The following is a 24,725-nucleotide window of genomic DNA, read 5'->3' on the forward strand; positions in this document are numbered from 1 at the left end:
GTGAATGAATACTAAGAAGTTTTATTAAAAAAACTTTAAATTTTTATAGGTTTATTGTTAACATTTTCGTGAAATTAGCTACTTATAAAATACTCACACAAAATAAATTTAAAAATGCGTAAAATTTTTTATCCAGTTTTAGCTTCTGCTTTATTTTTAGCTTCAGCTCAATTGGTGTCTGCACAAGACAATTTAGTTAATTCTTTGAACAAAAATGTTAGTGAAAATAGTAAAGAAGCTTTCAAATTTACTGATGTTATCAATTTAGCTAAAACTCCAGTAGAAAATCAAGGTTCATCAGGAACTTGTTGGTCATATTCAGGAAATTCTTTCTTCGAATCAGAAATGTTAAGAATGGGAAAACAACCTATTCAATTGTCTCCAATTTTCAATGCCAGAAATACATATGTTGAAAAAGGAAAACAATATGTTCGTATGCATGGCGCTACAACTTTAGGTGATGGAGGTTCTTTCTATGATGTTTTAAATACAATCAAAAAATATGGAGCTGTTCCAGAATCTGTATACACAGGTTTGAATTACGGAACAAAAACAAATCAATTTGGTGAAATGGCTGCAATTCAAGAAGGAGTTTTGAAAGCGGTTGTTGCAAATCCAAATGGTAAATTAACTCCAAACTGGGAGAAAGCCTATACAGCTGTTTTGGATAGCTATTTAGGAGAATATCCAAAGGAATTCACGTATAACGGAAAAAAATACACACCACGTACATTTGCTGATCAAGTGGTAGGAATTAATCCAAACGATTATGTTGCGATTACATCTTTTAAAGATCACGACTATTACAAACCGTTTGTATTAGCGATTCCTGATAACTGGGCGTACGAATCTTTCTACAATGTTCCGATGACAGAAATGACTGATAACATTGATTATGCTTTGAAAAACGGATTTACAGTTGCTTGGGCAACAGACGTTTCTGAAAAAGGATTTAGCTGGAAAAATGGTGTGGCTTATGTACCAGAAGTTGATTTTGCAGATATGAATGCACAACAAAAAGCAGATATGTTCAAAGGTCCAAAACCAGAAAAAGTAATTACAGAAGATATGCGTCAAGCTGCTTTTGATGATTACCAAACGACTGATGATCACGGAATGCACATTGTTGGTATTGCGAAAGATCAAAACGGAAAAGATTACTACATCGTGAAAAACTCTTGGGGTTTAACTAACGATTACGAAGGATATCTTTATGTAACAAAAGCATTTGTTCAGTACAAAACAACAAATATTTTAGTTCATAAAAACGGTGTTCAAAAACAAACGTTGAAAAAATTAGGAATCTAATTTGTAAGATAATAAACTAAAAAAATCCACTCAATGAGTGGATTTTTTTTTATTTCACAATAAATGTAATTTGTTTTGTATTAGCTGGCGCAGCTTCCTCCCAGCCTCTTTTGTAATCAAACTGAATTGTACATTCGCCTTTGCTTCCCGCTTTCACAGTATATACATTTTTACTCGGCGCGCCTACCACTCCTTCTTGTTGATTTTTCACATTTGACTTATCAACAATTTTCACACTACAATCTTCTGGTTCAGAAGTAAACCAATCATAACCAGTAGAAGGATTAGCAGTAACTTCTAATTTTACCTGATCACCTTCATTTAGTTTAATCGTTTTTACATTTTCGATTGTATCCAAATTGATCGTTTGTTCTTTACTTGCATTTGTCGCACACGCTGTCAACAAAGTTGCACTTCCTATTAGTAATAAAGTTTTTTTCATTTATGATGGATGATTTTATTTATTTTTTTGATAAAAACAGTTATAAAGCTATTCAACTAAGCGCTTTTTCAACTAATTTTGTACTTTATTTTTTAGTCAATAATTATGCCTCAAAATGTAACGATACGAATTTCTCCTACAGAAGCTGCAAACGAGAAAATTTTGAAACAACGTTTAGCATCTGCTGTTAAAACAAAACCGGAGAATATCAATGCTTACCAAATTATTCGTCGCTCATTAGATGCGCGAAGCCGAAATATTATTTCCCAATTACAAGTCAATGTTTTTGTAAATGAAGAATTTTCTGATGCTTTCGAGTTTCATCCAAATCTTCAAAATGTAGAAAACAAACACGAAGTTTATATTGCTGGTGCTGGTCCTGCTGGATTATTTGCTGCGTTAGAATTAATAGAACAAGGTTTGAAACCAATTATTATCGAGCGTGGTAAAAATGTTCGTGATCGTCGTCGTGATTTAGCTGCGATGAATAAAGAAGGAAAAGTAAATCCTGAATCTAACTATTGTTATGGCGAAGGTGGCGCTGGGACTTATTCGGACGGAAAATTATATACGCGTTCTACAAAACGTGGAAACATCCTGAAATCATTGCAATGGTTTGTACATTTCGGTGCGACAGAACGTATTTTGCAAGAAGCGCATCCACATATCGGAACAAATAAATTACCTGGAATTATCGCCAACATGCGCGAAGCAATTATCGAATGTGGTGGTGAAGTTTGGTTTGACACAAAACTAACGGACATTATTATCGAGAATAATCAAATCAAAGGAATTGAAATCAATCATGATAAAAAAATTAAAACTTCTTCTTTGATCTTAGCAACGGGACATTCGGCTCGTGATATTTTTAGAATGTTAGATGAAAAAAATGTTTTAATTGAAGCAAAACCTTTTGCATTGGGTGTTCGTGTAGAACATCACCAAAGTTTGATTGATTCTGCTCAATACCATTGTCCAGTTGGAACGGAACGAAACGAATTTCTTCCTCCTGCCTCGTATTCATTAGTTTCGCAAGAAGCTGGTCGCGGCGTTTTCTCTTTTTGTATGTGTCCTGGAGGAATTATTGCGCCCGCATCTACAGACGAAGGAGAATTGGTGGTAAATGGTTGGTCACCTTCCAAACGTGACGGATTTTTTGCAAACTCGGGAATGGTTGTAACAGTTGATGAAAAAGATTTTGCTAAATATGGTTTTACTGGACCTTTGGCTGGAATGAAATTTCAACAAATGGTCGAGCAAAAAGCATGGCAAGTTGGTGGAGGTAAATTAAAAGCACCTGCACAACGAATGACCGATTTTGTTTCAGGAAAATTATCTAATTCATTGAATGATTGCTCTTATTTACCAGGTTTAACTTCAGGTTTATTAAGCGAAGTTTTACCAAAAGAAGTTCATCAATCTTTGAAATTAGGTTTTCAAACATTTGGTAAAAAAATGAATGGTTACTATACCGAAAATGCAAATATTGTGGCAACAGAATCTAGAACTTCTTCACCTGTTCGTATTCCGAGAAATGAAGAAACGTTAGAACACACGCAAATTTCTGGTTTATTTCCTTGCGCTGAAGGAGCTGGTTACGCTGGTGGAATTATTTCTGCCGCAATGGACGGAGCAAAAGTTGCAATTGCTGTGAAGAATTTTATCGAAAAATAGTTTTATATTTAATACTCAAAATAAAATACAGATGTCAAGCTGAACTTGTTTCAGCTTCGCATCTTTAGAAATGATGAATCTAAAAAAAAGTAAATAATTTCAAATTTTTATTAATTTCAGTAGTACTGATTTTGATTGGTTATTCAATCAACTTAATTGGTTGGAATATTGGAACAATTACAATTGTTTATTTTGGATTAGGTTTATTCTTTTTAGGAATTATTTCATTCATCATTTTACTATTTTTAGCTTTGATTAAAATTGTTAATAGAATTTAATGAATCTCTTAAAATCTATATTATTTGTTGGTTTAGGTGGCGCTTTTGGTAGTGTTGCAAGATTTTTAATTTCATACGGAATCGGAAAATATTATTCGCAACCTTTTCCATTTGCTACGTTTTTGACAAATATTATCGGTTGTTTTTTGATTGGCGCTTTATATGGATATTCAATCAAAAATGGTTTAGGAAATACCTATTTCAATTTTTTACTGATAACAGGATTTTGTGGAGGTTTCACTACATTTTCAAGTTTTTCGTATGAAAATTTCAACTTAATTCAACAACAAAATTACATCACACCAATTATTTATATTTTTTTGAGTGTACTCATTGGATTAATATTTACAATGATTGGTTTTAGATTAACAAAATAACTCTATATCGAAAATAGTTTTCTCTTATTCATTTTAATATCCTACTTTTAAGCAACTTAAAAAAAATACATGAGGAAATCTATTTTAATCTGCGGAATCATTTTTGGTTCTGTATTTACTCACGCACAATTAAAAACAGTGAAAAAAACTGACAATAAAGGATATACCTACGAAATGGTAGAAAATGATCCTTCGAATACAAGAATTTATACGCTAAAAAATGGTTTAAAAATCTATTTGGCTCAAATAAAAGACGAACCAAGAATCCAAACTCATATAGCTGTAAAAACAGGTTCTAACAACGACCCAGAAGACAATACTGGTTTGGCTCACTACTTAGAGCATATGGTTTTTAAAGGAACTTCAAAAATCGGAACACAAAATTGGGCTGTTGAAAAACCTTTGATCCAACAAATTTCAGATTTATACGAACAACATAAAGCAGAAAAAGATCCTGCAAAAAAAGTTGAAATTTATAAAAAAATTGATCAAGTTTCGCAAGAAGCATCCAAATATGCTGTGGCAAATGAATACGATAAATTAATTTCATCTTTGGGAGCATCAGGAACTAATGCACATACATCTTTAGAGGAAACAATTTATCATAATAATATTCCGAATAACGAATTAGAAAAATGGTTAAAAGTAGAATCTGAGCGTTTTGGAGAGTTAACTTTACGCCTTTTTCATACTGAATTAGAAGCCGTTTACGAAGAATTTAATCGTGCGCAAGATAACGACGGACGTTTGGTTTACTATAAATTAATGCAAACGTTATTCCCAAAATCTCATTACGGAACACAAACTACAATTGGAACTTCAGAACATTTGAAAAATCCATCAATGGTTGCAATCCATAATTATTTCGATAAATATTATGTAGCAAGCAATATGGCTGTAATGTTAATCGGTGATTTCGATTTTGATACGGCTGTTCCAATGATTGACAAATATTTCGGAAATTATGCTACAAAACCAGCTCCAGCACAATATGTAGCAAAAGAAGATCCGATTAAAATAATCAGTACAAGCGAAGTATTTAGTCCTTCATCAGAGCGAGTACAGTTTGCTTATCGTTTCGATGGAGCAAAAAGTTCTGATGCAAAATATGTAACATTAATTGATTATATCTTAAGTAATTCTACAGCTGGATTAATCGACTTAAATATCAATCAACAGCAAAAAACATTAGGAGCAGGAAGTTCTTCTTCTTTCTTTAGAGATTATGGAATGCATTCTTTTTCTGGATCGCCAAAACAAGGACAAAGTTTAGAAGAAGTTCGTGATTTATTAATTGCTCAAATCGAGAAAATCAAAAATGGAGAATTTGATGATTGGATGATTGAAGCTGTTGTAAATGATTTGAGAAAATCTCGAATGAGAAGCTGGGAAAATACACGTTCTTTAGCAGCAAGCTTGTACAAATCGTATATCAACGATGTTCCTTGGGCAGAAGTTGTCGATCAATACGATGATATGGGACGTGTGACGAAGCAAGAATTAATGGACTTTGCGAAGAAAAATTATGCAAATAATTATGTTATTGTGTTCAAACGTCAAGGTGAAAACAAAGATTTGGTACGTGTTTCGAATCCTGGAATTACGCCAATTCAATTAAATCGTGATGCTGAATCTACTTGGTACAAAGATTTCATGAAAATCAAATCAAGTGAAATTAAACCTGTTTTTGTTGACTTCAAAAAAGAATTAAACGAAGGAAAAATCAAGAATGCAAAATTCACTTCGATTCAAAACAAGACAAACGATATTAGTTCTGTTTACTATATCGCGGATATGGGATCGGACAACAATAAAAAACTTGGTTTAGCAATTAATTACTTAGATTATTTAGGAACGTCTAAATATTCGCCAGAAAACTTGAAAAAAGAGTTTTATAAAATTGGTGTAGATTATGGCGTTAATGCTGGTACAGAAAGAACTTCTGTTTATATCACAGGTTTACAAAAGAATTTGACAAGCGGAATCAAATTGTTTGAACACCTTTTAAGTGATGCCGTTGCAAATAATGAATCTTACCAAGAATATGTGAAAACAATCTTGAAATCGAGAGAGAATTCTAAAAAGAATAAAAACGTGATTTCTTCTTTGTTGAATACTTATGCGCAATATGGACCAAATAACCGTTCGAGAGATATTATTTCTGAAGCAGACTTGAAAGCTATAGATCCAAAAGAATTAACGCAAATCATCAAAGATTTCTTTAATTACAAGCACCAAATTTTCTATTACGGAAATAATGAAGCAGAAACGAAAAAAGCAATTGAACAAAATCATAATTTCGGAAAAAATTTAGATTATCCTAAGAAAAAAGAATATCCGCAACCAGCAACAGATGGTAAAGTATATTTTGCTCCTTACGATATGGTACAAGCGGAAATTAATTTCTTTGCTCGTGATACTAAATATGATCCTACTTTGTTGACATCTACAGGAATTTTCAATGAGTATTTTGGAGGAGGTTTATCATCTATCGTTTTCCAAGAAATTCGTGAGTCTAAATCCTTAGCTTATTCTGCTGGTTCTTATTACATTAACGCAAATAAAAAAGATAATTACAATTATGTAAGAGCTGTAATTGGAACACAAGCTAACAAATTACCACAAGCTGTTGACGCAATGAAAGAATTAATGAATAATATGCCAAAAGCAGAAAATCAATTTAATAATTCTAAGCAAGCTGCACTTAAGCAAATCGCTACAAGTCGCTATACAAAAGCAAATGTGTTCTTTTATTGGTTATCGTTACAAGATAAAGGTCTAAATTATGATATCAATAAAGATATTTACGATCAAACATCTAAATTAACATTAGATCAATTGGATCAATTTTTCCAAAAACATATCAAAGGTCAAAACTTCAATGTTGGTTTAATTGGTAAGAAAGAAAACTTAGACTGGCCATCTGTTGAAAAACTTGGACAAGTAAAAGAATTGACTTTAGAAGAATTATTTAACTACTAATAATCAGACATTATAAAAACCAATAAACGCGTTTAGGAAATCCTAAAACGCGTTTATTTTTTAAAACTAACCTATGAATGAATAATCACTCAAACACCAAATAAGGCTCAATTTCCTTAAACTTTTCTTCACTTATCGCATAACATCTTTTCAATATTTTTGCATCTTTAAAACTCCCACCTAACGAACGTTTAAAATTAAGAATCGTATTTGCTTGCTTCTCTGTAAAACCAAGTTTCATCCAATCCTCATGACTCAAATTATTTGGATTAAACTTGCCTTTTATTTCTATTTTTTCAACTACTTTTCCCTCTGTTTTTGGTTGCTCAACTTTTGGCTGTTCAACTTTATAAATTATATTTTCAGGCAAATCAATATAAGGTTCCATTTCCGCATATTTTTCGTCGGAAATCATGTAACATTTTTTCAATTGTTCTTTCGATTTAAACTGTCCTCCCAAAATATTTTTATATTTTAGAATTGAAGCAGCTTGTTTAGAGGAAAAACCTATTTTTTGCCAATCATTTTCAGAAAAATTATTTGGATTAAATTTTACATACTGAATCTTTTTTCCACCTTGTTTTTTTTCATTTCTTTCGTCTTCCTTCGATTTTTCTGGTAACAAAATATACGTTTTCATCTCTACATATTTCGCATCATCAATCACAAAACATTTCCTCAATTGCTCTTTCGACGTAAACTTTCCTCCAACAATCTGCTTATATTTCATGATAACTTCTGCCTGTTTTGGAGAAAAACCAAGTTTTTCCCAACCTTGTTGTGGCAAATCATTTGGATTGAAATTTTTGTAAACGATTTTAGTTTTTGGTGATGAATAATCTATAAAACTAGATTTAGATTGTTCTGGTAAAAGAATAAAAGGAGCTAATTCCTTGTACTTTTCTTCATCGATAACATAACATTTCTTAAGCTGTTCTTTCGATGTAAATTCTCCACCAACAATTCCTTTATATTTCAAAATAACTTCGGCTTGACGTTCCGAAAATCCTAAATTCATCCAATCTTCTAAAGACAAATCATTTGGATTAAAAGGTTTGATTGAATCTTTTAATTGCTTTTTTGAAGTAGAATTATATGTATAATTCTTCGAAGTTGTTTGATAATTTGCTAGCAAAACTTTATCTGCTTCTGATAATTGATACGTTTCTTTTTCAACTGAAATATGTTGAAAAATCTCAAATAACAGAATCAAAACAAATAATAAATACAAGCCAAATCGTTGTGATTTATTCAGGTAAAAAGTAGATTTTTTTAAATATTTCATCTTGGTTGAAAAAGAAATGAAAATAAAATCCTTATCATACACTCACCATATCGAAAAACAATATAACCATCAAATATTTAACAAGTTAAGAAGTCTAAAATAAATAATAGGTTTTAAGTATTTGTAAATAGATTATTTGATTATTTTACGAAAAATAAAATAATCTCTAACCAATATTGTATCATGCTTTATCCTATCATTTTTAAGGCTATACTTCGATTGAATTATCAATTTTTCTTCTTGATTATTTACATCTAAAACTTTATAATCTTTAGGTGTTTAATATGTATCAATTGGTTTAAAATTTAAATATGTAGAAACGATAGTCAAAGCTAATATTAGAAAATAAAAGAAAATTCTAGTTTTAGGAAAAAGGAAAACTGGAGTAATAAATAAGATAAAAATTAGAGAAAAACTTGTAAGACTATGAAAAAAATCTATTAGAAAAGGATCTTTAAAAGTCCAATTAGAAAAAATAGTTTCTAGAATAGAGACTGTTATGTAGAATATAAAACAAATTATAAAAATTGATCTTTCACCTAAAAAACCAATTTTTCTAAAGTTCATTTGTTTCATAAATTAATTACAAATCAAAAACAGATTTTCGCTTGATGACAAAACAATCTTTTACCCAAAAAAAGAATAACATAATAAAATAACCAACAAATGTTAAACCGAAAGTTGCGAAGGTTAAATAAATGAAAATCAAGCGTAATTTTGCAACACGAATTCCTAATTTATCTGCAAAACGAGAGATAACATTAAACCATTCTGTTTCTGTAAAATTCCTTATTTGATCTTTCATTTAACGTAAAATTTGTTGTCCGATAGCGCAATTTAAACATTTTTTTTCGGAGCAATATCTTTTTTTGAGCTGAATTAATTGTTGCGAATCTTTTGCCGATTTATTTTCGAAACCAATTCGTTCAAATTCATCTAAAATCGAGTTATTTTCCGCTTCCATTTCATTCAATAAATCCAAATAAAAATCAATTTCTATCTCATCTTTTTGACGTTCAAAAGCGTAACGAATCGGAATAATTGAATTGATGAGCAAATTATTTATTTTATCTTTTGAAAGATTTTTGAGCTGAAATTTTGATTCATTTTTGAATGTATAATGCGTTTCCCAAAAAGAATTTAATTCCAACTTCTCGAAGATTTTATAGAATTCTTTCAAATTTTTGGGCTGAATAATTTCCGAAAACAAACTTTGATAATTCACATAAATCGATGCTAATTGCGCCAAGCGAATCGTTGGAAAACCAATTGGTCGCATTTTCGAAAATCGAAACAAACTATTTTCAATTGGTTGTAATTGATATTTATTTTTCAGGAATTGATATTCGTTTTTTAATTGTTTAAAATAATCATTTTCATAATTTTCTTCTAAAAATCCAGCTTGTCCAAAAAATAAGGCTTCAACTTTTTGAGCATCAAATTGTATTTTTTGCAAAACTTTGAACGGAAAAGAATTTGACCAAATCTCAAAACTTTCTACATTCACTTTCAAGCCAAAATTCTTTGCCAAACTTCTGAACAATGTTTCTTCCCAATTCGAATTATTGTGTTCTAAAATTTGTATAATATCATTTGTTTTTTCTTCGAAACGTTCAATTAAAATTCGTTCAAACCAAAAAGAAAACTGTTTCAAATCAATTGAATTTAAAAACTCTTCGCAATAAATTTTATCCAATTTAGAATTGATGATATTTTGATAATTAAAAACAATTTCCGGTTTTACAAAATCTTGTAAAATCAAAGTTTGCACATTACGTTGACGCAAAATATCAACTTCGCAATCGTGATTCCAAACGACATGTAAAATCACATTTTGATACGATAAATCATTCGAATGTTGATGCAAATTCCAATCCGAAGAATTGACATGCATTTCCACACTTCCAATCCACAATTTGTCACCAATAATGATTTCAGCTTCCAAAAAATCTGGTCCAGCATGATGATTTAACTTTCCAACTTTCACAATTTCAATGAAATCTCCATGAAAAGTTTGTAAGCTTTGATGTGAAAATTGATTCAATTTCCAAATATGATGTAGAAAAATTTCTTTCATAGACAAAAGTTAATCAATGAATTATAAAAAATTATTAAAATAAATACTTATTTTTTAAAAATTAATTAAACGTTTGTTTAACTTTGCGCGTTCAATTTTTATAAGATGGAATTAAGTGAAAAGCAAATAGAAATTTTGGGCGCGGCTGAACGAGTTTTTGGAAGACGTGGAATTGACGCTGCAAGTGTTCGTGAAATTGCAAAAGAAGCAAACATTAACATTGCGATGATTAGCTATTATTTTGGATCGAAAGATAAATTGGTCGAGAATTTATTTAGTTGGCGTATCTCAACTTTCAATGAATCATTGGCTTCGATTTCTCAAAATTCGACACTTTCTCCATTTGAAAAGTTACAGTCAATCCTAAAAGCTTATTTGAATAGAATTTTGGATAAACCTGAATTTCATCGAATTATGGCAAGAGAATATTCGAAAAGAGATTCTATTCTTGAGATTGACAACAAAGTAAATGAGCTAAAAACAATGAATTTAGAATATATCACAAATATTATTAGTGAAGGATATTCTGAAGGCGTTTTTAAACGAAAAGCTCCTGCCGAAGCTGTTGTAATGGTAGTTATTGGCGGAACATCTTATTTGATTTTGAACGAAAAAACATATATGAAACAATGGGGATTATCTTCTCATGAAGAGTTTACAGAACATATTCACGAAGAATATTACCCTTATTTAATAGATTCTTTAAAAGCAATTTTACTATACGATGAAAAATAAAATTTTCTTACCGATTTGTTTAGTTGTTGCTACTTTCGCTCATGCGCAGGAAACCAACGTTTCTTTGCAGGAAGTTATTCAACAAAGTTTGCAGAACAACAAATCTGTGAAAGTTGCCGAAGCTGCCAAAAATACAAGTGAGTATAAAGTACAAAGCGCTAAAAACAATCGTTTACCAGACATTTCGTTGAGTGGACAATACATGCATTTGTTTACTACAACAAATGTAGACATCAAACTTCCGATGCAATCTTCTGGTGGAGGAATGGGAGTTGAACCAAATCAATTATTATTAGGACAAGCAAGTGCTTCTGTTCCTGTTTTTGCTGGATTTAAAATTAAAAATGCAATCAAAAGCAGTGAATTGATGGTTGATTTATCAAACTTACAAATCGAAGCAACAAAAGAAAATGTAGTTTGGCAAGCTATTAATTTATATTTTGGATTGTACAAAACGCAACGTTCTATCGATGTGTTGAATGAAAACTTAGTGAGAGCAAATCAACGTGTGAAAGATTTTCAAAACTTTTTGGATAACGGAATCATCGCGAGAAATGATTTGTTGAGAGCAAAATTGCAAGCATCGAATGTGCAAGTTGCAATTGATGAAGCCGAAACGCAATACAAAAACATCAATTACCGATTGAATTTATTGACTGGACAAGACGAAAGTAAAATCGTTCATGTTGATAATGTAGAAACCTTGAAAACCATCAATCAAAATTCTCAAGATTACGTCAATCGTACAGATATTAAATCATATGATGTAAAAAATCAGATTGCTGATAGTCAAATCAAAATTGCGAAAGCAGCTTATTACCCTCAATTAGCGGTTTCAGCTGGATATATTGCGATGGATATTGATAAAGTTGCTTCGGTTACAAATGCAACAAATGTTGGTGTCGGATTGAAATATGATTTATCTTCTTTGTATAAAAATAAAGCAGAAGTTGAAATTGCAAAAGCTCAGAAATTAGAAAATGAGATGCAAAAAGAAACGACAATTGATAAAGCTAAAGTTGAAATGAACGAAGCTTTTCAAAAGTATGATTTAGCAAAAAAGAAAAATAATGTTTACAAAGAAGCTGTAGAACAAGCGAACGAAAACTACAGAATTGTAAAAGATAAAAATGACAACGGATTGGCTGATACAGACGATTTATTAGAAGCGGATGTACAACAATTGCAAGCAAAAATCAATCAAGTTGTCGGAGATGCTGACGAACAATTAGCGATCTACGAATATTACTATACTACAGGAATTTTATTAGAAAACGTACAATAACACCTCTCGATATGGAAGAAAATAATCAAGAAAAGAAAAAAATAAATTCAAAATTTATCATCGTTTTAGGAGCATTAATCATCCTTGGAGGTGGATATGGAGTTTATAAATATTTACACGGACAAGCGCACGAAATTACTGATGATGCACAAATTGAATCAAAAATAACACCTGTTATACCTAAAGTTTCAGGATACATTCAGAAGATTTTAGTAGAAGATAACCAAATGGTTCACAAAGGTGATACATTAGTTGTTTTGGATGGATCTGAATTTGCCTTGAAATTGCAACAATCGCAAGATGCTCTATTACAAGCAGAAGGTCAATTAGGAGTTGCTCACGCAGGTGTTTCTCAAGCTGGTGCAGCTATTGGAGTGACAGAAGCTGGTGCAGTTGCAGCAAATACAACAATCGAAACAGCTCAAGCAAGTGTTAATACAGCTCAAGCAAATGTAGAAGCAGCAAAAGTACAAGTTTGGAGAACGAAAAATGATTTTGATCGTTACAATAAATTATACCAAAATCAATCGATCACAAAACAACAATACGAGCAAGCTTTAGCAGCAAAAGAAACAGCTGAAAAGCAATTGCGAATTGTACAAGAACAATTAGGTGTTTCTCGTGCTCAATTAGCTTCTACAGCAAAACAAGCGCAAGCTACAGCAAAACAAGTGAACACTTCGAAAGCACAAGCTGATGCTTCAAAAGCACAAATTAAAGTTGCGGAAGCAGCAATTGGTCAAAGCAAAACAAACATCGATAATGCAAAATTATATTTGTCTTATACGTATGTAATTGCAGCTGAAGATGGACAAGTTTCTAAAATTAATTTACAACCAGGACAATTGGTTCAAGCTGGTCAATCTTTGTTTAATATTGTGACAACAAATAATATTTGGGTTGTGGCAAATTACAAAGAAACTCAATTAGAAAAAATTAGAGTTGGACAAGAAGCCATCATCAAAGTAGATGCATATCCAAACCACGAATTCAAAGCGAAAGTAACGTCTTTATCTCCTGCAACTGGTGCTAAATTTGCGTTATTACCTCCAGATAATGCGTCTGGTAACTTCGTAAAAACAGTTCAACGTCTTCCGATTAAAATCGAATTTATCGATCAAAAAGACGAAATGTTGAAAATGATTCGTCCAGGTATGAACGTGGAAGCTGATATTCTTTTAAAATCGAATACTTCTGCAAAGTAATAACACCTATTCAGAAAAATTATGGAAGAAAATAATTTAGTTGAATATGGTGCAAGACGTGTAATCATCACCATTACCGCCATCATGTGTGCATTGTTAGAGATTGTTGATACAACAATTGTAAACGTTGCGATGAATGACATGAAAGGTAGTTTGGGTGTCTCTTTAACTGATATTGCGTGGGTGGTTACCGCTTACGCAATTGCCAACGTAATTGTAGTACCGATGACCAGCTGGTTGTCGCAACAATTTGGACGACGCAATTATTTTGCGGCTTCGATTATCATTTTTACAGTTGCCTCATTTCTTTGTGGAAATGCAACAACGTTGTGGGAAATTATCTTGTTCCGATTTATACAAGGACTTGGTGGTGGAGCGCTATTAGTAACTTCGCAAACCATCATTACCGAAAGTTATCCACCCGAAAAACGTGGTTTAGCGCAGGCAATTTATGGAATGGGAGTTATTGTTGGTCCTACGCTTGGTCCGCCTTTAGGAGGTTATATTATTGATAATTGGTCTTGGCCATATATATTTTACATCAATATTCCGATCGGGATTATTGCAGTATTGTTAACGATATCATTTGTTCGCAGTCCAAAATATGCAGAGAAATCAAAACTAAGTCAAGTCGATTTCTTGGGAATTATTTTGTTAGCCATTGCAGTTGGATCGTTACAATATGTATTAGAACACGGACAACAAGACGACTGGTTCTCAGATTCGACAATTGTAACCTTAAGTATTGCAAGTTTCTTCGGATTCATTTTATTTGTTTGGCGAGAATTAGTTTTCAAACATCCGATTGTAAATTTACGTGTACTGAAAGATAGCAACTTGGCAGTTGGTACTATTTTATCCTTCATCTTAGGATTTGGATTATATGGATCGACATTCGTTATTCCAATTTATACACAATCAATCTTAGGATGGACAGCTACTGATGCAGGTTTATTATTAATTCCTTCATCGTTGATGACTGCTTTCATGATGCCAATCATCGCAACAATGTTACAAAAAGGTGTACCACCAAAATATATGGTTGCAGGAGGATTCTTTATCTTTTTCTGTTACAGTTTTTGGTCATACAAAATCTTAACACCAGACACAGGTTCCGAACATTTCTTCTGGCCATTAATTGTACGTGGAGTTGGATTAGGATTATTATTCGTACCCGTTACCACACTTTCACTTTCTAGCTTGAAAGGGCAACAAATTGGTGAAGGAGCTGCCTTTACAGGTATGATGCGTCAGTTAGGAGGATCTTTTGGTATCGCGATTATTACAACATTTATTTCTCGTTGGACAGTTGGACACCGAACAAATTTAGTTTCGCATCTTGATACATCCGATTTTGATGTACAAAAACATATTCAGAATTTACAAATGAGCTTCGTGAGCAAAGGTTTTGCTCCAAATGAAGCTTTAAATAAAGCCTATAACCTACTCGATTTACAAGTTACCAAACAAGCAACTGTGTTAACTTATATGGATGTTTTCTTGTATTTGGGTGTAGTTTTCCTAATCTGTATTCCATTTATTTTGTTCTTTATCAAAAAAGGAGCAGGTAAAGTAATCAGTGCAGGACATTAAAAAAGAATAATTATTTTAATTTTCAGTTTTTTATAAATGTAAAATCCATCTCAATTTATTGGGATGGATTTTTTTTATTTGATTGATTCTGTAATTTTCTTTTCATCTAATCCAAAATCTGCTAGAATAAGTTTTCCTTCTGGATTAAAAAGATAAAAAGTTGGTGTACCGATAATCTTGTATTTTGTATAAGTACCTCCTGTTCTACCTTCTTTATCCCAAAGCGAAATCCAATCTTCTGCATGTTTTAAAAGAAAGTTTTTATAACCAATTTCTTCTTTATCTACATAGAAACTTACAATTTCTAACTTATCAAGATTATTAGTCTTTATTTGATCTAAAACAGGAATAGATTCTAAAGAGAATCCACAATAAAAAGTTGTAAAATCTAATAACACATATTTTCCTTTGAAATAATCTGAAAAATTAACTTTTTTATTTGATTGATTATACGCCATAAAATCTATATAACTGTCGCCAATATTTAACTTTTCTGTATTAATATCTGTCATGATAGATTTGTAATAGGCTGATTTTTTATATTTAGATTCTAACTTATTCATCAAATCAATTAAAACTTCTTTTGACAATTCTGTCTTGTATGAATTAACTAATGAAAGTGTATAGTATGAATTTATATTATCTTGATAAAATTGAAGACTATTCTTTGCAAATTCATTATCTAATGCAGTTATTTTACCATAAGGTTCTACTTTACCCCAGTATGCTTTTTGTAAACTATCATTCCATTTATTTTGTTCACGAAGCGACATCATATCAGTTAAAAATTCTCGTCGTTTTATCGTATAATCTTTATCAAACTGAGCATATTTATACCTCATCTCGTCATACTCAGATCCAGAAGTTTTTACATCATAAGGAAAATCTTTTTTTGTGGCATTTAGTGTAATTTTTTCATTACCAATAAAAAGAAGTGCAGAATGATAATCTTTTCCATTTTTGACTGTAATATAAACCGAAGATGGAACCTCTTTTAATTTTCCTTCTAATTTATAACCCCCTTTAACTAATACGACACTATCAATAGGAGCATTATTAATACTTATTTTGACCAATGCATTTTCATCAAATCCATCAAGTTTTCCAGAAATAGTAAATTGTTTTTGAGCAAATAAGTTTGTAAAAACAAATAAGATAATTAGTGTTAATAGTTTAGTCATTATTATGTAGTTAATTATTTATAAATCTAATTAAATATTTCGAAAAATCATCTCAAAAAAACCTCCACCCAAGCAATTTGGGTGGAGGTTTTATTATTCAATAATTAACGTTTAGTATTTTTACAATTTCGGCTCGTTTGTTTACTTGTTCAACTTGCAGGCAACACACTATTTCTTGCTGCTTTCACAATCTCATTCAAATCGTGGTACAAATTAGACCAATCCGGTACATCTTTCATTGCTGTAATTAGATTGAGGTAAGATCGCAGTACTTGTTCCAATTCTTTTCGAGAAGATGACGCACTCGATATTTGACGAAGATCTGCATTAGCCTCTGCTTGTTGCGCAAATAATATCTCAAAATCGGTATGTTTTGTTTTCAAATCATCAAAAGCTGATACAAGCGATAAGTTAATAATACGCAATGTATTATCTGGCTTTTCTAATTCTTCGATAAGCTTCTTCAATTGAGCTGTTTCGGCAGAATAACTCAATCTGTCTAAATCCAGTCCAAACATTTGGAAAACTTTGTACAAAGCTTCCGCATCTTGATAGTTCGCGACAGAAGTCAATTTGCGGTAACCATTCAGGAAAGCCTTCATGTTACTAAACGCAACATCGCGCTCTTTATCTGCTGTCGCCACCTCTTTTCCTTTTCCACTGTAGGTCAACTTTGCGTATACCGTATCGTAGTTTTGATAACTCGCAATAAGCGACAACAACAAAGGGTGGTTCTCTACAATGGTATAATTTCCAGTTTGAGAAGAATTGATAATTCGCTGCGCTAATGTCGCCAGATTTTTTGTAGATAATGAAGTTAATGTAATTTTCATAGTAGATTGTTTTAGGTTATAATTCACTTAATGTTAGTGTTTTATAAACTTAATCAATATATTATTATCAAACAATAGTTTTTATAACTAAATAATTAAAACAGACTTGTTTGTAATTAACTGAGGACTCAGGTAAGGTAAAACAGACTTGTTTGTAATCAACCGAGGACTCGGGAAAGCTAAAACAGACCTGTTTATAATAAACCAAGGACTCGGGTAAGGTAAAACAGACTTGTTTATAATTAACCGAGAGCTCGGGAAAGGTAAAACACACTTGTTTATAATAAAATGAAAATTCTGCTAAGGTGGAATATATTTTAATCAAACAATTCGTTTATAAATAATTATATTAGCGAGTAATTGAACAAAATACAGATATAGATACCAATCTATATTTTATAAAATAATATGTTAGCTATAATATTTCTTTCGTGATATGAATATAAAAGACTTAGCTTTAAAAATTGATGAATTATCATCTAATTTCAAAATCGGAAATCTACAAGAAATAAGAAAGAATCTAAAAAATTTAAAAGCAAAACCTGGCTCAAAAATATTCAATGATAAAACAACATTTGATGATTGGGCGTTCCATTATGGAGGAAGGAAAGAATTACAATTCAACATTGGTAATGAAGATGAAGGGATTAGATATGGAATTGCATTTTCATTAGAACCAAGTCAATCATTACCTAATATTCAAGATTTATTTCCAAAAATATTACGTTTAAATTCTCTAATAATAAATCAACCTGATTTATTTTCTGACTATAAAATGTGGTATTGGCAAAATGGAAAACGTAGTGTAATAAACAATGTATTTGAAATAAATGAACAACTAACAAAAATTGGAACTTTTATTTTTATAGGAAAATTAGTTGATTATAATAATGTTAATGTAATTGAAATTCTTAAAGATTTTGATGATTTATTGAACATCTATATCGAAGTAGAAAATGAAAACATTACAATTGGACCTCAAAACCAAAAATCTACAACTGGATTTATATTTGCTAGTGGAAGACCAAACCTTCCTCAAAGCACTAAATACACAAGAACCCAACAACAAATAAATGTAAATGCAAGACATTCGTTCTTACAAGAAAAACTATACAAAAAGCTAACATCAGTATTTGGTGAAGAAACTGTTGGAATGGAAATATTTTTAAATGGAAAAAAAATAGATTTAGTTTTAAAAATAAATAATTTATTTACTTTTTATGAAATTAAAACTTCCAACTCAGCAAAACAATGTATTAGAGAAGCCCTTGGACAAATATTTGAATATACCTACTTTGACGGAAAAAAATATGCAGATGAAATTGTAATTGCAGGCGAATATCCAATTGATAAATCAACCCAAAAGTATTTAAAATTCCTAAATTCAGAATTTAATTTACCAATATCATATCATCAAATAGATATTAATTTTTAACAAAACTACAGCTAATAACTAAGGTGTCTTATCTATAAACAAAAGGAATATTCTTAAATCACAGAACACAAACTAAAAACACCTTGTCAAGATTCAAAAACTTTGACAAGGTGTTTTTTTTCTATCCATTAACTGCTCTAAAAAAAGCGTCTAATTTCTTTTCGTCTAATTTTCCGTCAGTTCTTACACCACTGCAAATATCTACACCAAAAGGTTGAACAGCATCAATCGCTTCACGAACATTATCAGGATTAAGACCTCCAGCCAAAAATAGAGGAATATTAATTTCTTCTCTAATTTTTTTACTAATCGCCCAATTGTGTGTGCGTCCAGTTCCGCCCAATTCTTTTACTTGTAAATTTGGATTGCCACTATCCAGCAAAATTGCATCTACAAATTGAGATTTCTCTACCGCTTCCGTTACCGAATTTTCATCAATCACATGAATCACTTGTACCAACTTTACCCAAGGTAATTCGTTTCTCAAAATTTGATATTCTTCGTTTTTCAGTTCATCAACCAACTGAATTGTATTGGTATAAACTTTTTTATAATGTTGAATAATTGCTTCTGCAGTTGTTTCACTTGTTAATAAAAACGAAGCCAATGTTGGTGGAATAGTTTTAGTAATATCTTTGATTAAATCATCACCAATTACTCCAGGTCCGCTTGGCATATTACCCACCAAACCTAATCCATTCGCTCCATATTTTATTGCTTGTTGCGCTTCTTCTTTACTACTAATACAACAAATTTTAACTCTTGTTTTCATCATTTGTTTTGATTTTAATATTATAAATATATAAAAAAACACCTCAATTTCTTGAAGTGTTTGTATGATCTAAGATTTAGAATTGATTTTAGAAATCTTCTTCCGAACCTTTTAATTTTTCTGCATTTTCTGCCATTTTCAATGCATCAATCATTTCTTGAATATCTCCATTCATAAAGTTATCCAAATTATAAATTGATTTATTGATACGGTGATCTGTTACACGTCCTTGCGGATAGTTGTATGTACGAATTTTAGCCGAACGGTCACCAGTAGAAACTAACGATTTACGCTGAGCAGAACGTTCTGAATGTTTTTTCTCAAACTCAATTTCATACAATTTTGTACGTAATAATTGTAAGGCTTTTTCACGGTTCTTGTGTTGAGAACGCGCTTCTTGACAAACAATTACAATTCCAGAAGGTTTGTGCGTTAATTGAACTTTCGTTTCAACTTTATTTACATTTTGTCCTCCCGCACCAGACGAACGCGCTGTTTGATACTCCAAATCTGCTGGATTAATCACTACATCAACCTCCTCTGCTTCTGGTAAAACCGCAACCGTAATCGCCGATGTATGCACACGCCCTTGCGATTCTGTTTCAGGAACACGTTGTACACGGTGAACACCCGATTCGTATTTCATTGTTCCGTACACTGCATTTCCTTCTACTTGCATCACCAACTCTTTGTATCCTTTTCCAGATGCTTCAGAAGTATTTAATACTTCGTGTTTCCATCCTTTTTCTTTGAAATACATCGAATACATGCGGTAAATATCTTCTACGAAAATCGCTGCTTCATCTCCTCCTGTACCAGAACGTAACTCGACAATGATGTTTTTCTCATCTTCTGGATCTTTTGGAATCAACATCATTTTGATTTCTTCCTCTAAAGGTGGAATCGCATTGATTGCTTCGTCTTTTTCTATTTTAGCTAACTCAACCATTTCTGCATCAGAACCATCTGCAATAATTTCGTCTGCTTCTTCAATTACATTGATTAAGTTTTCGTATTGTTTTTGCATTTCAACAAAGTCTTTCAAATCAGAATATTCTTTGTTTAATTTCGCATAACGAGTTTGATCTGTTACGATATCTGGTTGGATGATTAAATCTGCCACCTCATCGAAACGTTGTTTGATTGCTCTTAATTTATCTAATAGACCTAAATCTGCCATATACTTTTATTGGATTGCAAAGATACAATAACTCAAGGGATTCAGAAAATTTGAATAAAAAAAACCGATGATTTCTCATCGGTTTTGTGATTTATTAGTTGTTATATAATTATTTTTTAACAATCTTTTTCACAACTTTAGTTGCTCCATCGTTAATTTTTAAAACATATACTCCTTTTGGTAAAGAAGAAATGTTATAAGAATCTGCATAATCAAATGATTGTACTTTTTTACCAACCATATCATATAATTCAATTGTAACGTTCGCTTTATTTAAAGTTGTACCTAAATCAATTTTAAAAGAATCTTCAACTGGATTAGGATAAACGTTAGTAACTTGTTTTGTATTAATGTCAGAAGTAGCTAATGATGAATTACCTGAAACACTAAAATCATCAAGAATAAATCCAAATTGATCATTTGAAACACATTGAATAGCTACATAAATTTCTTTCCCATTGTAAGCTGATAAATCATATGAATATTCCGCATATTCAATATCATAATCAATTACTTCACTTTTTAATTTAGTAAAACTTGTTGTATTTGTATCAGTAGTCGAAATTAATACATTAAATTCTTCCATTCCATATTCTTCATCTCCTGCTTTTGCATAAAACTTAAGAACGTTATCAGAAACAGCTAATTTAATTTTAGGAGAGATTAGCCAATCATTATTTTTAGGTTTTGTAGCGGCAAAACTAACCATAGCTTTTTCTCCCGTCCTAGCAGTCCAATCACTTCCTGCTGAAGGAGTTATAACCGGAGTAGTTTTAGTTGAATTAAACACAATATAAGCCATTTGTTTTCCCGAATTAGCAAAAGTAATGCCATTGAAACCATATGTTGTTGACCTATCTCCATCAACTAATGACCAATCACCTATTTTACCTTTACTTACAATAGAATTTATACCTCCTACAGAAAAATCAGTATAAGTCTCAAAAGAATCTTCAAAAATAGTTGAAATTTGTGCATTTGCAGAAACTGCTGCAATCGTTAATAAAGAAAATAAAATTTTTTTCATAAGTAATTCATTTTAAATGTTAATATTTAATAAACTTAAAAAAAATATCTTTAAACAACAAAATTATAGTGTTAAAAAGTATTTTTTATAATTATTCAAAATAATTACTTTATAAATTATTGGAATAAAAAAACCGATGATAAATCATCGGTTTTGTGTTTTTTTGTTAAAAATATTATCTCGTAAATAATAATTCTCTGTATTTTGTTAAAACCCAGAATTCGTTGTCGACCATTAATTCTAACTTATCAGCGTGGTAACGAATTTCGTCATAATATGGTTTTACTTTATCACAATAAGCATGTGCTCTTTCTTCTAAAGATTCAACCACATTTGCTTCTTTACGTGCATCCATCATTAAGTGCAATTTTGCGTTTAATTCGTTTACATGCATCGAAATTTTCTTCAAAATAATTAATTGCTCGCCTGCATATTCTTCATAATCATCTCCAAAAATATCTTTGAATCCTTTAATGTTTTTGATCAATATGTTTTGATATTTGAAAGCTGTCGGAATAATATGATTTCTCACAATATCACCTAAAACACGACCTTCAATCTGAATTTTCTTGATGTAATCTTCTAATTCGATTTCGTAACGCGCTTCAACTTCTGTGTTGTTCATTACATTAAGTTCCGAGAATAAATCCAATGATTTTTGAGAAACTTTTGCTTTTAAAGCAGATGGAGTTGTTTTGTGATTTGACAATCCTCTACGAGCCGCTTCTTCTTCCCATTCTTTGCTGTATCCATCGCCTTCGAATAATATATTCTTTGTTTCTTTGATATATTCACGTAAAACATTGAAAATTGCTTCGTCTTTTTTCAAACCTGTTTCAATCAACGCATCAACTTCTTTTTTGAAATCGATCAATTGTTTTGCTACAATTGCATTCAACGTTGTCATTGCATTTGCACAGTTTGCAGTCGATCCTACAGCACGGAACTCGAATTTATTTCCTGTAAAAGCAAATGGAGAAGTTCTGTTTCTATCTGTATTATCTAATAAAACATCTGGAATTTTACCTACAACGTTTAATTTTAAATCAGTTTTTTCTTCAGGAGATAATTTCCCCGTCGAAACACCTTCTAACTCTTCCAATACTTTTGTCAATTGTTGACCAATAAAGATCGAAATAATTGCTGGTGGCGCTTCATTCGCACCTAAACGGTGGTCATTAGAAGCAGAAGCGATAGAAGCACGTAACAATTCCTCATAAATTGAAACTGCTTTGATGGTATTAATAAAGAACGTTAAAAACTGTAAATTGCTGTTTGGCGTTTTTCCTGGTGCTAATAAATTTACTCCAGTATCTGTTGCCAACGACCAGTTATTGTGTTTTCCAGATCCGTTAACTCCTTTGAATGGTTTTTCGTGGAATAATACTTTAAAATGATGACGCTCACCAACTTTTTGCATCACATCCATTAACAATGAGTTGTGGTCAACTGCTAAATTCGTTTCCTCGAAAATTGGCGCTAACTCAAATTGATTAGGTGCTACTTCGTTGTGACGAGTTTTTACAGGAATTCCCAACAACATACATTCATTCTCCAAATCGCGCATATAATTTAAAACACGCGTAGGAATCGAACCAAAATAATGATCTTCTAATTGTTGACCTTTTGCCGAAACATGTCCTAACAACGTTCTACCTGTTTGTAAAATATCTGGACGAGAAGCTGCTAAAGCATCATCAATCAGGAAATATTCTTGCTCCCAACCTAAAGTCGGCGTTACTTTTTTCACATTTTTATCGAAAAACTTCGCCACTTCTGTAGCTGCTTCATCAATTGATAAAAGCGCTCTTAACAAAGGTGCTTTATTATCTAAAGCTTCTCCTGTATACGAAACAAATACTGTCGGAATACATAAAGTCGTTCCGAAAATAAATGCTGGAGAAGTTGGATCCCAAGCTGTATATCCACGCGCTTCGAATGTATTACGAATTCCTCCATTTGGAAAAGAAGACGCATCTGGCTCTTGTTGAACTAATAATGAGCCACTGAATTTTTCTACAGGATCTGCTCCATCAAATGAAGTTTCGAAAAAAGCATCATGTTTTTCTGCTGTTGTTCCTGTTAATGGCTGAAACCAGTGCGTATAATGCGTTACACCTTTGCTCATCGCCCATTCTTTCATCCCTAAAGCAACAAAATCTGCCATTTTACGGTCGATTTTTGTACCATAATCCATTGCAGAACGAACGGCTTTATACGCTTCTGAAGTTAAATGTTGACGCATTGCTTTGTCATTGAAAACATTGCTTCCAAAAATTTCTGATTTTTTCCCTAATTCAGGAACAGCTACCGGTTTGCGATTGCTTGCGGCTTTTAATGCTTCAAAACGAAATGATGTCATAAGAAAATTACTTTGTGTTGTTTTATGATGCAAAAATAAATAAAAATTAAACACAAAATAAAAACACCCCTAATTTTTTAGGGGTTAAATTAAAATTTAACCACAAATAAATTCAATACCCCTTTGTTTTAGTTTAAATTTTTAAAACATCAGTATAAAATTAATTTTTATTTAACATTCGAATAAACTTTTTTAAACGAAAAAAGCAGTTTCAATTGCTTGAAACTGCTTTTAGACACTCATAATATAAAAAGTTTTTGGTCTATCTGAAACGGTCTATTGATTTTACAAGATCATCATCCTTCTTAATCAAACGATTGGCAATTGACAGAAGCACAATCGAAGCTAAAGGAACTAATGCCCAAATACCTTTCTCAGAATTTCCTTCTCCAGGTAATGTTAATAGACAATATACAAAAGAACCAATTAATAAAACATTCAAAATAATGTTTAACCATCCTAAGCTAATTTGTAACTTACGTTTTTTGAAAAACATAATGGTTAAAAATGAAATTAAAGCTGATGAGAAAAAGGCTAACGAAAAAATGTAATCTCCTTTCTCCGGATTTTGTAACCAATTTAATGGAATATCAAACAGCTTATCAAAATTCATGGCGAATATACTCGAAATTATTCCACTTAAGAATAAATATATACTTTGCTTTCTTTGAATCATTTCTTAAATTTCGAATAC

21 protein-coding genes are annotated in these 24,725 nt (G+C 31.4%); 10 read left to right on the plus strand and 11 right to left on the minus strand.

All coding sequences use genetic code 11. From position 1 onward, the window contains the following. Positions 1–114: 114 nt before the first annotated feature. On the plus strand, positions 115–1,308 hold the full coding sequence (locus FH779_RS13735) for a C1 family peptidase (RefSeq protein WP_180905109.1): 1,194 nt from the start codon (positions 115–117) through the stop codon (positions 1,306–1,308). Positions 1,309–1,357: 49 nt separating this feature from the next. Here FH779_RS13735 and FH779_RS13740 read toward each other — a convergent pair whose 3' ends face one another. Next, positions 1,358–1,750, minus strand: a complete 393-nt coding sequence (locus FH779_RS13740; RefSeq protein ID WP_180905110.1) for a protease inhibitor I42 family protein — start codon at positions 1,748–1,750, stop codon at positions 1,358–1,360. Between the two features lie 105 nt (positions 1,751–1,855). On the opposite strand from FH779_RS13740, the gene FH779_RS13745 reads away from it, so the two are divergent. The 4 genes from FH779_RS13745 (at position 1,856) to FH779_RS13760 (ending at position 7,061) form a co-directional block, all read left to right on the plus strand. Further along, a complete protein-coding gene (locus FH779_RS13745; RefSeq protein WP_180905111.1) occupies positions 1,856–3,424 on the plus strand; it encodes an NAD(P)/FAD-dependent oxidoreductase in 1,569 nt (522 codons plus the stop codon). A gap of 131 nt (positions 3,425–3,555) precedes the next feature. After that, on the plus strand, positions 3,556–3,702 hold the full coding sequence (locus FH779_RS13750) for a hypothetical protein (protein WP_180905112.1): 147 nt from the start codon (positions 3,556–3,558) through the stop codon (positions 3,700–3,702). Next, positions 3,702–4,079, plus strand: coding sequence for a fluoride efflux transporter CrcB (gene crcB / locus FH779_RS13755; protein ID WP_180905113.1), 378 nt, complete (start codon positions 3,702–3,704; stop codon positions 4,077–4,079). The genes FH779_RS13750 and crcB overlap by 1 nt, the downstream gene beginning before the upstream one ends. Positions 4,080–4,148: 69 nt before the next feature. Next, on the plus strand, positions 4,149–7,061 hold the full coding sequence (locus tag FH779_RS13760; protein ID WP_180905114.1) for a M16 family metallopeptidase: 2,913 nt from the start codon (positions 4,149–4,151) through the stop codon (positions 7,059–7,061). 85 nt (positions 7,062–7,146) lie between these two features. Here FH779_RS13760 and FH779_RS13765 read toward each other — a convergent pair whose 3' ends face one another. From FH779_RS13765 to FH779_RS13775, 3 genes are all read right to left on the minus strand, one after another. Then, complete coding sequence (locus FH779_RS13765; RefSeq protein ID WP_180905115.1) at positions 7,147–8,346, minus strand: helix-hairpin-helix domain-containing protein; 1,200 nt, start codon at positions 8,344–8,346, stop codon at positions 7,147–7,149. A 583-nt stretch (positions 8,347–8,929) separates the two neighbouring features. After that, positions 8,930–9,151 (minus strand): PspC family transcriptional regulator, encoded by a 222-nt coding sequence (locus tag FH779_RS13770; protein ID WP_038332996.1) that lies wholly within the window; start codon positions 9,149–9,151, stop codon positions 8,930–8,932. After that, complete coding sequence (locus tag FH779_RS13775) at positions 9,152–10,423, minus strand: DUF2851 family protein (RefSeq protein WP_180905116.1); 1,272 nt, start codon at positions 10,421–10,423, stop codon at positions 9,152–9,154. 105 nt (positions 10,424–10,528) lie between these two features. Here FH779_RS13775 and FH779_RS13780 point away from each other — a divergent pair, with 105 nt between their 5' ends. The 4 genes from FH779_RS13780 to FH779_RS13795 are packed head-to-tail and all read left to right on the plus strand — an operon-like array spanning position 10,529 to position 15,241. Continuing rightward, entirely contained in the window at positions 10,529–11,158 is a 630-nt protein-coding gene (locus FH779_RS13780) for a TetR/AcrR family transcriptional regulator (RefSeq protein ID WP_180905117.1), read from the plus strand. Then, positions 11,148–12,443, plus strand: a complete 1,296-nt coding sequence (locus FH779_RS13785; RefSeq protein ID WP_180905118.1) for a TolC family protein — start codon at positions 11,148–11,150, stop codon at positions 12,441–12,443. The genes FH779_RS13780 and FH779_RS13785 overlap by 11 nt, the downstream gene beginning before the upstream one ends. 11 nt (positions 12,444–12,454) lie before the next feature. Beyond that, the gene (locus tag FH779_RS13790; protein ID WP_038332984.1) at positions 12,455–13,648 is read left to right on the plus strand and encodes an HlyD family secretion protein; all 1,194 of its coding nucleotides are present in this window, start codon (positions 12,455–12,457) and stop codon (positions 13,646–13,648) included. Positions 13,649–13,669: 21 nt separating this feature from the next. After that, positions 13,670–15,241, plus strand: a complete 1,572-nt coding sequence (locus FH779_RS13795) for a DHA2 family efflux MFS transporter permease subunit (protein WP_125349612.1) — start codon at positions 13,670–13,672, stop codon at positions 15,239–15,241. Between the two features lie 74 nt (positions 15,242–15,315). Here the strand turns inward: FH779_RS13795 and FH779_RS13800 are convergent, their stop codons facing one another. Together FH779_RS13800 and FH779_RS13805 are read right to left on the minus strand one after the other, a co-directional pair. After that, positions 15,316–16,422 carry a TlpA disulfide reductase family protein gene (locus FH779_RS13800; protein WP_180905119.1) on the minus strand — a complete coding sequence of 369 codons (1,107 nt, stop codon included), beginning with the start codon at positions 16,420–16,422 and terminating at the stop codon, positions 15,316–15,318. A 149-nt stretch (positions 16,423–16,571) separates the two neighbouring features. Further along, positions 16,572–17,255, minus strand: a complete 684-nt coding sequence (locus tag FH779_RS13805; protein WP_180905120.1) for a DUF6261 family protein — start codon at positions 17,253–17,255, stop codon at positions 16,572–16,574. 436 nt (positions 17,256–17,691) lie between these two features. Between FH779_RS13805 and FH779_RS13810 the strand changes: the two genes are divergently transcribed. Further along, complete coding sequence (locus FH779_RS13810) at positions 17,692–18,690, plus strand: hypothetical protein (protein ID WP_180905121.1); 999 nt, start codon at positions 17,692–17,694, stop codon at positions 18,688–18,690. A 121-nt stretch (positions 18,691–18,811) separates the two neighbouring features. On the opposite strand, the gene FH779_RS13815 is transcribed toward FH779_RS13810, so the two are convergent. From FH779_RS13815 to FH779_RS13835, 5 genes are all read right to left on the minus strand, one after another. Then, positions 18,812–19,465: a phosphoribosylanthranilate isomerase gene (locus FH779_RS13815; RefSeq protein WP_244957966.1), complete on the minus strand. Its 654-nt coding sequence runs from the start codon at positions 19,463–19,465 to the stop codon at positions 18,812–18,814. Between the two features lie 85 nt (positions 19,466–19,550). Continuing rightward, on the minus strand, positions 19,551–20,642 hold the full coding sequence (gene prfA / locus FH779_RS13820; protein ID WP_180905122.1) for a peptide chain release factor 1: 1,092 nt from the start codon (positions 20,640–20,642) through the stop codon (positions 19,551–19,553). Between the two features lie 109 nt (positions 20,643–20,751). Continuing rightward, entirely contained in the window at positions 20,752–21,669 is a 918-nt protein-coding gene (locus FH779_RS13825; RefSeq protein WP_038332966.1) for a T9SS-dependent choice-of-anchor J family protein, read from the minus strand. Between the two features lie 175 nt (positions 21,670–21,844). Beyond that, positions 21,845–24,031: a glutamine synthetase III family protein gene (locus FH779_RS13830; RefSeq protein WP_180905123.1), complete on the minus strand. Its 2,187-nt coding sequence runs from the start codon at positions 24,029–24,031 to the stop codon at positions 21,845–21,847. A gap of 262 nt (positions 24,032–24,293) precedes the next feature. After that, a complete protein-coding gene (locus tag FH779_RS13835; RefSeq protein WP_180905124.1) occupies positions 24,294–24,707 on the minus strand; it encodes a DUF4293 domain-containing protein in 414 nt (137 codons plus the stop codon). Positions 24,708–24,725: the final 18 nt, after the last annotated feature.

This window comes from Empedobacter falsenii (genome assembly GCF_013488205.1).
Lineage (GTDB): Bacteria > Bacteroidota > Bacteroidia > Flavobacteriales > Weeksellaceae > Empedobacter > Empedobacter falsenii_C.

What these genes read in the sequence shown, in the direction of transcription:
- FH779_RS13825 (WP_038332966.1), bottom strand. Translation starts at nt 21,669, where the DNA reads ATGAAAAAAATTTTATTTTCTTTATTAACGATTGCAGCAGTTTCTGCA.
- FH779_RS13795 (WP_125349612.1), top strand. Translation starts at nt 13,670, where the DNA reads ATGGAAGAAAATAATTTAGTTGAATATGGTGCAAGACGTGTAATCATC.
- FH779_RS13770 (WP_038332996.1), bottom strand. Translation starts at nt 9,151, where the DNA reads ATGAAAGATCAAATAAGGAATTTTACAGAAACAGAATGGTTTAATGTT.
- FH779_RS13790 (WP_038332984.1), top strand. Translation starts at nt 12,455, where the DNA reads ATGGAAGAAAATAATCAAGAAAAGAAAAAAATAAATTCAAAATTTATC.
- FH779_RS13805 (WP_180905120.1), bottom strand. Translation starts at nt 17,255, where the DNA reads ATGAAAATTACATTAACTTCATTATCTACAAAAAATCTGGCGACATTA.
- prfA (WP_180905122.1), bottom strand. Translation starts at nt 20,642, where the DNA reads ATGGCAGATTTAGGTCTATTAGATAAATTAAGAGCAATCAAACAACGT.
- FH779_RS13810 (WP_180905121.1), top strand. Translation starts at nt 17,692, where the DNA reads ATGAATATAAAAGACTTAGCTTTAAAAATTGATGAATTATCATCTAAT.
- FH779_RS13765 (WP_180905115.1), bottom strand. Translation starts at nt 8,346, where the DNA reads ATGAAATATTTAAAAAAATCTACTTTTTACCTGAATAAATCACAACGA.
- FH779_RS13735 (WP_180905109.1), top strand. Translation starts at nt 115, where the DNA reads ATGCGTAAAATTTTTTATCCAGTTTTAGCTTCTGCTTTATTTTTAGCT.
- FH779_RS13800 (WP_180905119.1), bottom strand. Translation starts at nt 16,422, where the DNA reads ATGACTAAACTATTAACACTAATTATCTTATTTGTTTTTACAAACTTA.
- FH779_RS13760 (WP_180905114.1), top strand. Translation starts at nt 4,149, where the DNA reads ATGAGGAAATCTATTTTAATCTGCGGAATCATTTTTGGTTCTGTATTT.
- FH779_RS13815 (WP_244957966.1), bottom strand. Translation starts at nt 19,465, where the DNA reads ATGATGAAAACAAGAGTTAAAATTTGTTGTATTAGTAGTAAAGAAGAA.
- FH779_RS13830 (WP_180905123.1), bottom strand. Translation starts at nt 24,031, where the DNA reads ATGACATCATTTCGTTTTGAAGCATTAAAAGCCGCAAGCAATCGCAAA.
- FH779_RS13780 (WP_180905117.1), top strand. Translation starts at nt 10,529, where the DNA reads ATGGAATTAAGTGAAAAGCAAATAGAAATTTTGGGCGCGGCTGAACGA.
- crcB (WP_180905113.1), top strand. Translation starts at nt 3,702, where the DNA reads ATGAATCTCTTAAAATCTATATTATTTGTTGGTTTAGGTGGCGCTTTT.
- FH779_RS13740 (WP_180905110.1), bottom strand. Translation starts at nt 1,750, where the DNA reads ATGAAAAAAACTTTATTACTAATAGGAAGTGCAACTTTGTTGACAGCG.
- FH779_RS13835 (WP_180905124.1), bottom strand. Translation starts at nt 24,707, where the DNA reads ATGATTCAAAGAAAGCAAAGTATATATTTATTCTTAAGTGGAATAATT.
- FH779_RS13785 (WP_180905118.1), top strand. Translation starts at nt 11,148, where the DNA reads ATGAAAAATAAAATTTTCTTACCGATTTGTTTAGTTGTTGCTACTTTC.
- FH779_RS13745 (WP_180905111.1), top strand. Translation starts at nt 1,856, where the DNA reads ATGCCTCAAAATGTAACGATACGAATTTCTCCTACAGAAGCTGCAAAC.
- FH779_RS13775 (WP_180905116.1), bottom strand. Translation starts at nt 10,423, where the DNA reads ATGAAAGAAATTTTTCTACATCATATTTGGAAATTGAATCAATTTTCA.